We start from the raw sequence: 12,709 nt of genomic DNA, 5'->3' as shown, positions 1-12,709 counted from the left end.
GTCAAATAGCTTACAAGCCTGTGAAGACGTCCTTTGCATAGTTGGCAAATTTGGGACTACTGGCATCATCGGGCTGCCTGGCATGATCGGGCTCAGGCGCAGCGATTGGGAGATGGCCATGACGGGAACCGCGGAAACTTCGACCACCGGACTCAACAAGGTGATGATGCCGGTGCCGGATCCGCATCCCGACGTCTTCGACCGGCAATGGCCGCTTCGCGTCGGCGACATCGACCGCGTCGGCCGGCTGCGGTTCGACGCCGCGGCTCGGCACATCCAGGACATCGGCTCCGATCATCTGCGTGAACTCGGCTTCGAGGAGACCCATCCACTGTGGATCGTTCGGCGCACGATGATCGATCTGATCAAGCCCATCGAATTCCAGGACATGCTGCGGATGCGACGGTGGTGTTCGGGCACGTCGAACCGCTGGTGTGAGATGCGGGTGCGCATCGACGGACGCAAGGGCGGCCTGATGGAATCCGAGGCCTTCTGGATCAACATCAACCGTGAGACCCAGGGCCCGGCTCGCATCTCCGACGACTTCCTGGCCGGCTTGCGGCGCACCACCGACGAGGCGCGACTGCGGTGGAAGTCCTACCTGAAGGCCGGGAGTCGCGAGGACGCGGTGGAGGTACGTGAGTATCCGGTGCGGGTGTCCGACATCGATTTGTTCGACCACATGAACAACTCGGTCTACTGGACCGTGATCGAGGACTACCTGTACTCGCACCCCGAGCTCCTCCAGAAGCCGCTGCGGGTGACCATCGAGCACGACGCCGCCGTCGCCCTGGGCGAGAAACTCGAGATCCTGTCGCACGTCCACCCCGCCGGATCGACCGACAAATTCGGCGAGGGGCTGACGGACCGGACTGTTAGAACGCTCACATATGCCGTCGGCGACGAGACGAAAGCGATCGCCTCACTCTTCTCGCTCTGACGCCCGCCGGTTTAACAGTACGGGCGTACTGACCTGCGCCTTTGGGCTACCCGTCGGTAGCTTCTGAACCGGTACAGCCATCATATTTCTTCGCAACATTTGCAAATTTGCTAAGCGCTTTGGCGAAAGTTGGCAATTGAAACGGGTGGACCTGCGGATATGTGCTGTGCCATGGTCGAGTCAGCACATCAGTGAAGTTGCCAAAGCGTTAGCAATGAGCGAGCGGTGCGGCGGCGGAGCAACTGAACCAAACCGAAGGAGCAGTCCTATGTCGACCGTGGGCACCCCCAAGTCACCGGAGCAGATCCAGCACGACTGGGATCACAACCCCCGCTGGAAGGGCATCACCCGTACCTACACCCCGGCCGACGTGGTCGCCCTGCAGGGCTCCGTCGTCGAGGAGGCCACCTTGGCCCGCCGCGGCGCCGAGGTGCTGTGGGAGCAGCTGCACGACATGGACTTCGTCAACGCGCTGGGCGCGCTGACCGGCAACATGGCCGTCCAGCAGGTCCGCGCCGGCCTCAAGGCCATCTACCTGTCGGGCTGGCAGGTTGCCGGTGACGCCAACCTGTCCGGTCACACCTACCCCGACCAGAGCCTCTACCCGGCCAACTCGGTGCCGCAGGTGGTCCGCCGCATCAACAACGCGCTGCTGCGTGCCGACGAGATCGCCAAGGTCGAGGGCGACACCTCCGTCGAGAACTGGCTCGCCCCGATCGTCGCCGACGGTGAGGCCGGCTTCGGTGGCGCGCTCAACGTCTACGAGCTGCAGAAGGCCATGATCGCCGCCGGTGTCGCCGGCTCGCACTGGGAAGACCAGCTGGCCTCGGAGAAGAAGTGTGGCCACCTCGGTGGCAAGGTGCTGATCCCGACCCAGCAGCACATCCGCACCCTGACCTCGGCCCGCCTGGCCGCCGACGTGGCCGACGTGCCGACCGTCGTCATCGCGCGCACCGACGCCGAGGCCGCCACCCTGATCACCTCCGACGTCGACGAGCGCGATAAGCCGTTCATCACCGGTGAGCGCACCGCCGAGGGCTTCTACCACGTGAAGAACGGCCTCGAGCCCTGCATCGCCCGCGCCAAGGCCTACGCGCCGTACTCCGACCTGATCTGGATGGAGACCGGCACCCCGGACCTGGAGCTGGCCAAGAAGTTCGCCGAGGGCGTCAAGGCGGAGTTCCCCGACCAGATGCTGGCCTACAACTGCTCGCCGTCCTTCAACTGGAAGAAGCACCTGGACGACGACACCATCGCCAAGTTCCAGCGCGAGCTGGGCGCGATGGGCTTCAAGTTCCAGTTCATCACGCTGGCCGGCTTCCACGCCCTGAACTACTCGATGTTCGATCTGGCCCACGGCTACGCCCGCGAGCAGATGAAAGCCTACGTCGAGCTGCAGGAGCGCGAGTTCGCTGCCGAGGAGCGCGGCTACACCGCCACCAAGCACCAGCGTGAGGTCGGCGCCGGCTACTTCGACCGGATCGCCACCACGGTTGACCCGAACAGCTCGACCACCGCGCTGGCCGGTTCCACCGAAGAGGGCCAGTTCCACTAGGCCCTGCGGAGAGCCCTTCTCGCCGAGCAGACGTAAACCCGTACATTTTCCCCGCGAAAATGCCCGGTTTACGTCTGCTCGCGGAGAGAAATCACACGTAACCGCACAGGCCCCGCCCAGAGGTTTTGGGCGGGGCCTGTCTGCGTATAGAAAGAGAAGCCGTGAGCAATCAAATTAAACGAGTAGGCGTGATCGGCGCCGGCCAGATGGGCGCGGGTATCGCCGAGGTGTCGGCCCGCGCGGGCGTCGACGTGCTGGTGTTCGAGACCAACGACGCGCTGGTCACCGCCGGCCGCAACCGCATCACCAAGTCGCTCGAGCGCGCAGTCAGCGCCGGCAAGGTCACCGAGCGCGAGAAGGACGCCGCGCTGGCCAAGCTGAACTTCACCACGACGCTCGCCGATCTCGCCGACCGTCAGCTGGTCATCGAGGCCGTCATCGAGGACGAGAACGTCAAGGCCAAGATCTTCGCCGAGCTGGACAGCGTCATCACCGACCCCGATGCGGTGCTGGCCTCCAACACCTCCAGCATCCCGATCATGAAACTGGCAGCAGCTACCCAGAATCCTCACAGGGTTCTCGGTCTGCACTTCTTCAACCCGGTTCCGGTGTTGCCGTTGGTCGAATTGGTCAGCACTCTGGTGACCGCAGATGCCGCCGCCGAGCGCGTCGAGGAATTCGCCGGGACGGTCCTCGGAAAACAGGTCGTGCGTTGTTCTGACCGGTCCGGTTTCGTGGTCAATGCGTTGCTGGTGCCGTACCTGTTGTCGGCCATCCGGATGGTCGAGGGTGGGTTTGCCACAATTGACGATGTCGACAAGGCGATCGTGGCGGGGCTTTCACATCCGATGGGCCCACTGCGGTTGTCCGACCTGGTTGGTCTGGACACCCTCAAACTCATCGCCGACAAGATGTTTGACGAGTTCAAAGAGCCTTTGTACGCCGCACCGCCGCTGTTGTTGCGGATGGTCGAAGCCGGGCAGCTCGGCAAAAAATCGGGCCAGGGCTTCTACAAGTACTGAGCACGTCATGACGCAACCCGCGCTGGCACTCTGGCCGAGGCTTAGCTAGTCTAGCCACAGTAGGGCCTGCTGGCTCACTCAAACGAGTCTGCGTGAAAAACACGCGTCGGCCCCAAACCGTCGGTCGTCAGCAGCAGAAAACGCAAAGAGGTAAATTTTCGCATGTCCAACGTCGAGTCCGAACTGGCGCCGTATTACGAAGAATCGCAGTCGATTTACGACATCTCCAACGATTTCTTCGCCCTGTTCCTGGGGAACACCATGGGTTACACCTGCGGCTACTACGAACGCGAGGACATGACCCTCGACGAGTCGCAGAACGCCAAGTTCGATCTGGCGCTGGGCAAGCTCGATCTCAAGCCGGGCATGACGCTGCTCGACATCGGCTGCGGCTGGGGCGGCGCCCTGGAGCGGGCCATCACCAAGTTCGACGTGAACGTCATCGGCATCACGCTGAGCAAGGCGCAGTCGGAATACGCCCGTGAGCGGCTGGCCAAGATCGACACCAACCGCAGCATCGACATCCGGCTGCAGGGTTGGGAAGAGTTCGACGAGCCCGTCGACCGCATCGTCTCGATCGGTGCGTTCGAGGCGTTCAAGCAGGAGCGTTACCCGATCTTCTTCGAGCGCGCCTACAGCATCCTGCCGGAGAACGGCGGCCGGATGCTGCTGCACACGATCCTGGCCCACACCCAGGCGTACTTCCGGGAAAACGGGATCAAGCTGACGATCAGCGACCTGAAGTTCATGAAGTTCATCGGCGAGGAGATCTTCCCCGGTGGGCAGCTGCCCGCGGTCGAGGACATCGAGAAGCTCGCCGACGATTCGGGCTTCAAGCTCGAGCGCATCCACCTGCTGCGTCCGCACTACGCGCGCACGCTGGACATGTGGGCGGCCAACCTCGAGGCGGCCAAGGACGAGGCCATCGCCATGCAGGGCCAGGAGGTCTACGACCGCTACATGAAGTACCTGACCGGTTGCGCCGACTTCTTCCGTCGGGGCATCACCAACATCGGTCAGTTCACGCTCGTCAAGTAGTTTTTCCAAAAACTGCCCCCGACGTCTGTCGGGGGCAGTTTTGTGTGCTTGGCGCACCGAAATTGCACACAGGGACAGGACCCGCACGATTCCTGTCCCTGGGCTCAATCTCGACGCACGACCAGAGAAATCAGGCGCCAGCCAACCGCTTCTTCTCCACCTCGACGTCGAAGTCCGGTGGCGGCCATGACATGTTGAGGCCCTTGAGGGCTTCGATGAGCAGTTCGGTGATGGCCAGCCGGCTGTACCACTTCTTGTCGCACGGCACGATGTGCCACGGTGCATAGTCGGTGGAGGTCTTGTCCAGCATGGCCTGGTAGGCCTCTTGGTATTTGGGCCACAGCAGGCGTTCGTCGATGTCGGCCGGGTTGTATTTCCAATACTTGTCCGGCCGTTCCAGCCGCTCGGCCAGGCGGTCCTTCTGTTCGGCCAGCGAGACGAACATCGCGACCTTCACCAATGTGGTGCCGGCATCGACCAACTCGCGTTCGAAGGCGTTGATCTCGTCGTAGCGGGCGCCCCAGACGTCCGGTGGCACCAGGTTGTGGACGCGCACGACGAGCACGTCCTCGTAGTGCGAGCGGTCGAACACCCCGATGTGACCGGCCGGGGGAAGGGCGTTGCGAATCCGCCACAGGTAGTGGTGGGCGCGTTCTTCCTCGGACGGTTTGCCGAAGCTGGTGTATCGAACCCCCTGCGGATTTGCCGCGCCCACAACGTGTTTCACGATTCCGCCCTTGCCGGCGGTGTCCATGCCCTGCAGGATCAGCAGAACCGAGCGGTTGTCGTCACCACTTTTGGACCGGGCGTAGAGCATCTCCTGTAGCGACGCCAGCCGCAGATTGCGTTCGGTCTGCAGGGTGGGCGCATCGCTCTTGGTTCCGCGAAATCCCGGTGTGCTGTTGGTGTCGATGTGCGCGACTTTGTCTCCGGGGCGGAATATCAGGTGTTCGCGTGGTTCGTGGGTCCACAGGGTAGGCAGATCGTCCTTGCTCACCCGTTCAGTCAAGCAGTTGACGCGGCAATACCGGAGATGGGTGTGGCTGCGAGTTGAACTTCTCCAGCGAGCCGCCGACTTCGACGATGCCGCACAACGCGTTCCAGGACAGCATGGTCAGGTAATCGATCAGATCGTCGGTGCTCATGCGCGGATTCGACATCCACGAGTGGGTGGCCAGTTGGACCCCGCCGACGGTGTGAAATGCCCACGCTTCGGCGCCCCGGGTGTCCATGCCGACCTGCGCCATCCGCCGACGCAGCATCACGGCCAGCATGCGAGCGATGATCTGCTCGGAGTCGGCGACCGCCTTGCTCTTGCTGGCGGAGTTGTTCGCCATCACGAAGCGATACGGTTCCGGCTCGGCGGCAACGGTTTCGACGTAGACCTTGATGATTTCGCGGGTCAGGTCGAACCCGTCGAGGTTCGACGACAGAGCCGCGGCCATGTTCGGGATCAACGTGGTCTGGGCGAACCGCATCATGACTGCGGTGGTCAGGTCGTTCTTGTCGACGAAGTACCGGTAGAGCACGGTCTTGGAGACGCCGATCTCCGCGGCGATTTCGTCCATGCTGACATTGCTGCCTCGGCGCCGGATCGCCTCGAGGGTGCCGTCTACGAGTTCATTACGGCGCTCCACCTTGTGCTGGTGCCAGCGCCGCTTTCGTCCGTCGGTTTTCACCGTCACCGGAGTCTGCTGTGCCACAGTCGCAGTAATCCCATTCCCTAGTTCCGCTTAATAGTACGGCGGATCGGGGGCTGCGGACCTGTGGGTGCGACGCCGAATCGGCGCAGTTGTGGATGATGGATACGTGGCACATCGATCGGACGCCGGTTTGCGCGCGTTGCCTTCCCCGCGGCCCAGTTTTGCCGAGACGCTGGCCGGGGCGGACAGTGCCGCCGACGCCGAACGGCTCCGGGCTTTGCGGCGCATGAAGCTGGTGGCGCTGAGTTTCCTGCTCGGGGCCACCGTGATCTTCCTGCTCTGCACCTGGGCGCAGTCCCGCGGCGCCGGTGGTTGGGTGGGATATGTGCGGGCCGCGGCCGAGGCCGGCATGGTCGGTGCCCTGGCGGACTGGTTCGCCGTGACGGCGTTGTTCAAACACCCCCTCGGTCTGCCGATCCCGCACACCGCCATCATCAAGCGCAAGAAAGACCAGCTGGGGGAGGGGCTGGGCACGTTCGTCCGGGAGAACTTCATGTCCCCGGAGGTGATCGCCACCAAACTGCGTGACGCGCAGGTGGCGGGCCGGCTCGGCAAGTGGCTGTCTGACCGTCCGCACGCCGAGCGGGTGGCCGCCGAGGCGTCCACGGTGCTGCGCGTCGGGGTGGAGATGCTGCGCGACGAGGACGTTCAGCATGTCCTCGACCGGATGATCGTCAAGCGCATCGCCGAGCCCAAGTGGGGTCCGCCCATCGGCCGGGTGCTCTCGACGCTGCTGCAGGAGGGCCGGCAGGAGGCGTTGATCCAGCTGCTGTGTGACCGGGCCTTCCAGTGGTCGCTGAACGCCGGTGAGGTCATCGAGCGGGTGATCGAGCGGGATTCGCCGACGTGGTCGCCGCGTTGGGTGGATCATCTCGTCGGCGACCGCATCCACCGCGAGCTGATGGATTTCACCGACAAGGTGCGCCGTAATCCCGAGCACGAGCTGCGCCGTTCGGCGACGAGGTTCCTGTTCGAGTTCGCCGACGACCTGCAGCACGACGAGGCGACGATCCAGCGGGCCGAGAACGTCAAGGAACAACTCATGGGTCGCGACGAGGTGGCCCGGGCCGCGGAGACGGCCTGGGCGGCGGCCAAGCGGATCATCCTGGAATCGGTGGACGACCCGTCCTCGGCGCTGCGCACCCGGATCGCCGATTCGGTGATGCGCATCGGGGAGTCGTTGCGCGACGACGCCGAGCTGCGGGACAAGGTCGACAGCTGGATCATCCGCGGTGCGAAACACTTGGTGGGCGAGTATGGGACGGAGATCACAGCGATCATCACCGAGACCATCGAACGCTGGGACGCCGACGAGGCCAGCCGGCGGATCGAGCTCCACGTGGGTCGTGACCTGCAGTTCATCCGGATCAACGGCACCGTGGTGGGGTCACTGGCGGGTCTGGTCATCTATTCGATAGCGCAACTACTCTTCTGACCTGCGCTAACTAGTGCTTGCAAAAGTTAGCACCCCGTCGTAGCGTGAAAATTGTCGTTAACGGATACCCGGGCTACGAGGGGAATGACATGGCGCAAGACGAGAATCTCGCTGCTGTCGTCTCCAACGCTGCGCAGGACATCGGGAGCTTCATCCGTGCCCAGCGTGAGGCGGCACAGGTATCTGTTCGGCAGCTGGCCGAAAAGGCCGGCGTCAGCAATCCCTACCTGAGTCAGATCGAACGGGGATTGCGCAAACCCTCAGCCGACGTGCTCAACCAGATCGCGAAGGCGCTGCGGGTGTCCGCGGAAGTGCTCTATGTGCGCGCCGGGATCTTGGAACCCAGTGAGCCCAGCGAGGTCCGCGACGCCATCGTCAACGATGCGGGGATCACCGAGCGGCAGAAGCAGGTGCTGCTCGACATCTACACCTCGTTTCGCCAGCAGAACGAAGCCGACGCAGGTGAGGAGCCGACAACTGAGCCGACTGACTGACACCCCACGTCCTTCCCGATAACCACTCAGACGAAAACAGACCAATCAGAAAGGAACTCGCATGACCGAGAAGAACCAGCCCACCATCGAAGACCTCAAGGCCCCGCTGCTCGCCGCAGTCGGCGCCGCCGACCTGGCCCTGGCCACGGTCAACGAGATCGTCGCCAGCCTGCGTGAGCGGGCCGAGGATGCGCGCACCGACGCCCAGGGCCGCGTCGAGGAAGGCCGCGCCCGGCTGAACAAGCTGCAGGAAGACCTGCCCACCCAGTTCGAGGAGCTGCGCGACAAGTTCACCTCCGAGGAGCTGCGCAAGGCCGCCGAGGGCTACGCCGATCAGGCCACCGCCACCTACAACAAGCTCGTCGAGCGCGGCGAGGCGGCGCTGGAGCGCCTGCGCAACCAGCCGGCCATCGAGGAAGCCGCCAACCGGGTCGAGGGCTACACCGACCAGGTCACCGAGCTGACCCAGGACGCACTGGGCACCGTGGCCTCGCAGACCCGCGCCGTCGGTGAGCGTGCCGCCAAGCTGGTGGGCGTGGAGCTGCCGAAGAAGTCCGCTCCCGAGAAGAAGGCTGCTCCGGCCCCGGCGCCGGCCAAGAAGGCCGCCGCCCCGGCCGCCAAGAAGGCCGCCCCGGCCAAGAAGGCTCCGGCGAAGAAGGCCCCGGCCAAGAAGGTCACCCAGAAGTAAGTCAGTGCGCCGGCCGGCAGGGGTGTGGGGCCCTGTCGGTCGACGCTGAGATGACGCCCGCATAGGCTGGTGAGGTGCAACTTGCCAACCTTGCGGGCGTCATTCTTTCAGCGCTCACGTACTTGGTCGCTCTCGTAGGTGTTTACGCCTTCGTGCATGCGGCGATGCAGCGTCCGGACGCCTACACGGCCACCGGCAAGCTGACCAAGCCGGTGTGGTTGGTCATCCTGGGCGTGGGTGTGGTCCTGACGCTGTTGTTGGGCGGTGTTTTCGGCGCGGCGATCTCGGCCTGCGCCACCGGTATCTACCTCGTCGATGTCCGGCCCAAGCTGCTCGAAATCCAGGGAAAGTCGCGCTGAACCGATGCGTTCGTCACTGGCCGCGCTCGGCGCGGCAGGTGTGGTGCTGGGCGCAGCGCTGACGTTCGCTCCGGCCGCAGCCGCCGTCGACCACGTCTACGTCGACCATGTCGAATGGGCCAAGTGGGGTGACCTGTCGAGCCTGCGGGTCTACCCGACCGACACCGCCCGCACGCTGACCCGCCAACCCGGCACCACCGTCGAGGCCGATCAGGCCTGGGCCGAGGTCCTGGCGTTGTCGCCGGACGCCGACCTTCCCGGAATGCGTGAGCAGTTCCTGTGCCACTGGACCTTCGCCGAACTCGCCGAGCCGGGCAAGACCAGCTGGAATCTCGAACCGTGGCGGCCCGAGGTCAGCCCCGAGATGATGCTGGCCACCGGGTGCAATCCCGGCGGTACCGAGGAACCGTTCTGACCCGCCGGAAAAGCCGGAGCTAGAGCTTCGCGAAGCAGGGGTCCTCTTGGCCCTTGGGCATTGCCGCGTTCGTGGTCGAGAACTTCGCCACGACGCCACTGTCGGTCACCTGCACGCTGTCGGCGTGGATTCCCATCGGATAGTTCTCGGTGATCTGGGCGGTGAACTTGTCCAGGATCGGCTGCAGGGTCTCCCGCGGCCAGGACAGACCGATGGCACTCAGATCGACGATCTGCAGCGAGATGCCCTTGTTGACCACCGTGGGCTTGGCCGTGATGGTGCCGAGCAGACCCTTGAGCTCGATGGTCCCGTTCGACGGGTTGGTCCGCACATCCGAGATCGCCGAGCCGACGAACGGCAGGCTCACCATGTCGGCCACGGTCTGGCGGATGCCGTCGGTGTTCCAGGTGATGTCGGCGACCAGGGAGCCCACCGTGCCACTGGCGTCGGCGGTCTCCTTGATGCGGACGTCCTTGATGCCGAGCTTGACCTTCATGCCCTTGGCATCGCGGATCTGATTTCCCGCGGTCTCGATGTTGATGTTGGTGTAGTGGCCGCTCACGTGCTGCAGCAGGAACGGCGGCAGCGGGTCGAACGACGCCTTGGCGCCGTCCTGGACGATGCACTCCACGATCGAGGCGACGATCTTGTCGGCGCGACTGCGGGCGTACAGCTCACCGCCGAGAATTCCGGCGGCCACCAGGGCCACCACGATCACCACGACCAGGACCACCGAGAGCGGGTCCGACAGCAGCCGCTTCACCTTGGCCAGGGCCGACGAGTCCGGCGGCCCGGGTTGCGCCGGTGCGGGCTGCTCCACCTGGGGCTGCTGGACCGGCTGCTCCTGCGACGACGGCTGTGCCGGCGGTTCTTGAGGTGCGGGCGGGGACTGGTCGGACGGGCGGGCCCAGGGATCGGTCACCCCAGCGATTGTGCCTTACCGAACTGAGCGAACTGTGAGCGGTTCTGCAGCACCGCGATGGCATCGCGGACCCCGCTGGCGGCCTCGAGGTCGACGTCGGACACCAGCAACTGCGGCTCGGCACCGGCCGCGGCGAGGACCTCACCGGTGGGGGAGGCCACCAGGCTGCCGCCGACCCCTGTCGGCCCGGCCTTGGCGATCTCGTCACCCGGATACGCCTGGTCCACCGCGGCGATGAAGCCCGTGGTGTCCAGCGCCCGGGCCCGGGCCAGCAGGGTCCACTGGTCGAGCTTGCCGGGCCCGGCGCCCCAGGAGGCGTGCACGGTGATCAACTGTGCGCCGCGTCGCGCGAGCTCGACGTAGAGCTCGGGGAACCGGATGTCGTAGCAGGTGGTCAAGCCCACCGTGGCGCCGTCGACGGTGATCGTCACGGGCTCGAAACCCGGTGCCACCGTGCGTGATTCGGCGAAGCCGAAGGCGTCGTAGAGATGGATCTTGTGGTAATGCGCCTCCACACCGGGTCCGGTCGCGATCAGGGTGTTGGTCACCCGTCCGTCGTCTCCGGGAGCGAACATCCCGGCCACCACGACGACACCGGCCTTCGCGGCGATCTCACGTACCGCGGTCGCCCAGGGGCCGTCGAGCTTCTCGGCCACCGGGCCCAGCGGTACCCCGAACCGGCACATGGTGGCCTCGGGGAACAACACCAACCGGGCGCCGTCATCAGCCGCGCGGCGGGTGAACTCGTCGACCAGCGTCAGGTTCGACGACGGGTCCGTGCCGGTGGCGATCTGCGCCAGGGCAATTCGCATGCGTCTCAGCTTAGTGGTGCCACGGTGCTCAATGCGTGGCCGGCGCCACGGTCACCCAGGGGACCGTGAGCACCCCGTCACGCATCCGACGACGTGGCGCCGCCACCGGATAGCCCTGGCCACGCAACAACTCCAACATGGCCCGCCAGCGCACCCGGGGACCGAACACGCCGTGCCCGGCCGCGCTCGCCCAGGCCCGGTCCGCAGCACTGAGCAGCTCATGGATCGGCTGGCCCTCGACGTTGTGGTGAATGAGTACCTTGGGCAGGCGTTCGGCCAGGTCCGAGGGCCGTTCGATGCTGAACGGATCGCAGGCCAGGGTGAAACTCACCGGCCCGTCGGCGTCCAGCAGCACCCAGCAGCATCGGCGGCCCAGCTCGTCACACGTGCCGTCGACGATCAACCCACCCGGGGCAAGCCGGCGCGTCATGGTCGCCCAGGCGTCCGGCACCGCGTCAACCGGATATTGCCGCAACACGTTGAACGCGCGCACCAACACCGGTTGCAGCCCGGCCAACTCGAACCCGCCGAGCGCAAACTGCACATCGGTGCCGTCCGCCACCGCCCGGGCGGTGGCGACCCGTTCTGGGTGGATCTCCAGGCCGACCACGCGCACATCGGGGCGTATCGACTGCAGCCGTGCGGCCAACTCGAGCGTGGTGACCGGCAGCGCGCCGTAGCCCAGATCGACGACCAGTGGATCGACCGCGGCCCGCAAGACCGAGCGCACCCGCGGTGAGTGCACCAGCCATCGGTCGCTGCGGCGCAGCCGGTTGTATCCGGTGGTGCCGCGGGTGACTGCCCCGACGGGCCTAGAACTGCTCGGCGATCCAGCCAGCGGTGAACGCCCCCTCGATGGTCAACACGTCGTTGACCGACTGCAGGACCAGATCTTCGAGCTTGCCGCCGACCAGGGGCATCGGCACCTTGCACCGGCTGTCAACCTGCAGCCGGCTGCCCGCGGTCAGGTCGGTCAGCGCATACCGGCCGTCGAGCCGGCCCGGGGCGCGCGAAACCGACGCGGTGTAGCGGCCGTTCACGCCGCCCTGGTCGAACGGTCCGAACGACTGCCTGCGGGTGATGGCCAGGTCGAGCGGGATCACCGACCGCACGATCGGCGGCAACTCCGCGCGTGGCAGCACCTGGCGGAACTCGACCTCGATCCCACGTTCGTCGGAGCTGAACTCGGTGATGTCCGATTTCCCGGGCGTCAGTTCGTCGTAGCGGTCCATCAGGGCCTGCCAGTAGTCGTCGCTCGCGAAGGCCGCGTAGACCGTTTCGGCGGCTGCGTCAAACGCCATCGTGGACTGCCGGGAACGGCTCATG

The 12,709-nt window shown here is 65.3% G+C and carries 15 protein-coding genes; 9 read left to right on the top strand and 6 right to left on the bottom strand.

Features of this window, described 5'->3' with window-relative positions; translation table 11 throughout:
* Nucleotides 1-118: 118 nt before the first annotated feature.
* The 4 genes from A5733_RS11025 (at nt 119) to A5733_RS11010 (ending at nt 4,555) form a co-directional block, all read left to right on the top strand.
* Nucleotides 119-940, top strand: coding sequence for an acyl-[acyl-carrier-protein] thioesterase (locus A5733_RS11025; protein ID WP_067776205.1), 822 nt, complete (start codon nt 119-121; stop codon nt 938-940).
* A 268-nt stretch (nt 941-1,208) separates the two neighbouring features.
* Nucleotides 1,209-2,495: an isocitrate lyase gene (aceA, locus tag A5733_RS11020; protein WP_076240130.1), complete on the top strand. Its 1,287-nt coding sequence runs from the start codon at nt 1,209-1,211 to the stop codon at nt 2,493-2,495.
* A 161-nt stretch (nt 2,496-2,656) separates the two neighbouring features.
* On the top strand, nt 2,657-3,517 hold the full coding sequence (locus A5733_RS11015) for a 3-hydroxybutyryl-CoA dehydrogenase (RefSeq protein ID WP_076240129.1): 861 nt from the start codon (nt 2,657-2,659) through the stop codon (nt 3,515-3,517).
* A 162-nt stretch (nt 3,518-3,679) separates the two neighbouring features.
* Nucleotides 3,680-4,555, top strand: coding sequence for a cyclopropane mycolic acid synthase family methyltransferase (locus A5733_RS11010; protein ID WP_067776125.1), 876 nt, complete (start codon nt 3,680-3,682; stop codon nt 4,553-4,555).
* 130 nt (nt 4,556-4,685) lie between these two features.
* On the opposite strand, the gene A5733_RS11005 is transcribed toward A5733_RS11010, so the two are convergent.
* Both A5733_RS11005 and A5733_RS11000 read right to left on the bottom strand, forming a co-directional pair.
* Complete coding sequence (locus tag A5733_RS11005; RefSeq protein ID WP_076240128.1) at nt 4,686-5,552, bottom strand: polyphosphate kinase 2 family protein; 867 nt, start codon at nt 5,550-5,552, stop codon at nt 4,686-4,688.
* Nucleotides 5,553-5,556: 4 nt separating this feature from the next.
* The gene (locus A5733_RS11000) at nt 5,557-6,258 is read right to left on the bottom strand and encodes a TetR/AcrR family transcriptional regulator (RefSeq protein ID WP_067776120.1); all 702 of its coding nucleotides are present in this window, start codon (nt 6,256-6,258) and stop codon (nt 5,557-5,559) included.
* A gap of 106 nt (nt 6,259-6,364) precedes the next feature.
* Here A5733_RS11000 and A5733_RS10995 point away from each other — a divergent pair, with 106 nt between their 5' ends.
* From A5733_RS10995 to A5733_RS10975, 5 genes are all read left to right on the top strand, one after another.
* Nucleotides 6,365-7,693, top strand: coding sequence for a DUF445 domain-containing protein (locus A5733_RS10995; protein WP_076240174.1), 1,329 nt, complete (start codon nt 6,365-6,367; stop codon nt 7,691-7,693).
* Nucleotides 7,694-7,782: 89 nt separating this feature from the next.
* A complete protein-coding gene (locus A5733_RS10990; protein ID WP_076199156.1) occupies nt 7,783-8,187 on the top strand; it encodes a helix-turn-helix domain-containing protein in 405 nt (134 codons plus the stop codon).
* Between the two features lie 61 nt (nt 8,188-8,248).
* The gene (locus A5733_RS10985) at nt 8,249-8,875 is read left to right on the top strand and encodes a heparin-binding hemagglutinin (RefSeq protein WP_067776114.1); all 627 of its coding nucleotides are present in this window, start codon (nt 8,249-8,251) and stop codon (nt 8,873-8,875) included.
* Nucleotides 8,876-8,949: 74 nt separating this feature from the next.
* Nucleotides 8,950-9,234 (top strand): DUF2516 family protein, encoded by a 285-nt coding sequence (locus A5733_RS10980; RefSeq protein ID WP_067776111.1) that lies wholly within the window; start codon nt 8,950-8,952, stop codon nt 9,232-9,234.
* 4 nt (nt 9,235-9,238) lie between these two features.
* Nucleotides 9,239-9,649 carry a DUF2599 domain-containing protein gene (locus tag A5733_RS10975; RefSeq protein WP_076240127.1) on the top strand — a complete coding sequence of 137 codons (411 nt, stop codon included), beginning with the start codon at nt 9,239-9,241 and terminating at the stop codon, nt 9,647-9,649.
* Nucleotides 9,650-9,668: 19 nt separating this feature from the next.
* Here the strand turns inward: A5733_RS10975 and A5733_RS10970 are convergent, their stop codons facing one another.
* From A5733_RS10970 to A5733_RS10955, 4 genes are read right to left on the bottom strand one after another with little or no spacing between them, the layout of a single operon-like run.
* Nucleotides 9,669-10,571 (bottom strand): DUF2993 domain-containing protein, encoded by a 903-nt coding sequence (locus A5733_RS10970; RefSeq protein WP_076240126.1) that lies wholly within the window; start codon nt 10,569-10,571, stop codon nt 9,669-9,671.
* Complete coding sequence (locus A5733_RS10965; protein ID WP_076240125.1) at nt 10,568-11,383, bottom strand: carbon-nitrogen hydrolase family protein; 816 nt, start codon at nt 11,381-11,383, stop codon at nt 10,568-10,570. Before A5733_RS10965 ends, A5733_RS10970 begins: the two co-directional genes overlap by 4 nt.
* 28 nt (nt 11,384-11,411) lie before the next feature.
* On the bottom strand, nt 11,412-12,221 hold the full coding sequence (locus A5733_RS10960) for a class I SAM-dependent methyltransferase (protein WP_076240124.1): 810 nt from the start codon (nt 12,219-12,221) through the stop codon (nt 11,412-11,414).
* The gene (locus A5733_RS10955; protein ID WP_142253926.1) at nt 12,196-12,708 is read right to left on the bottom strand and encodes a DUF2505 domain-containing protein; all 513 of its coding nucleotides are present in this window, start codon (nt 12,706-12,708) and stop codon (nt 12,196-12,198) included. Before A5733_RS10955 ends, A5733_RS10960 begins: the two co-directional genes overlap by 26 nt.
* Nucleotide 12,709: the final 1 nt, after the last annotated feature.

Origin of the sequence: Mycobacterium sp. NS-7484 (assembly GCF_001953975.1) — a bacterium.
Lineage (GTDB): Bacteria > Actinomycetota > Actinomycetes > Mycobacteriales > Mycobacteriaceae > Mycobacterium.
The sequence above is the reverse complement of the archived record's forward strand: the minus strand, read 5'-3'. Positions and strand labels throughout refer to the sequence as shown.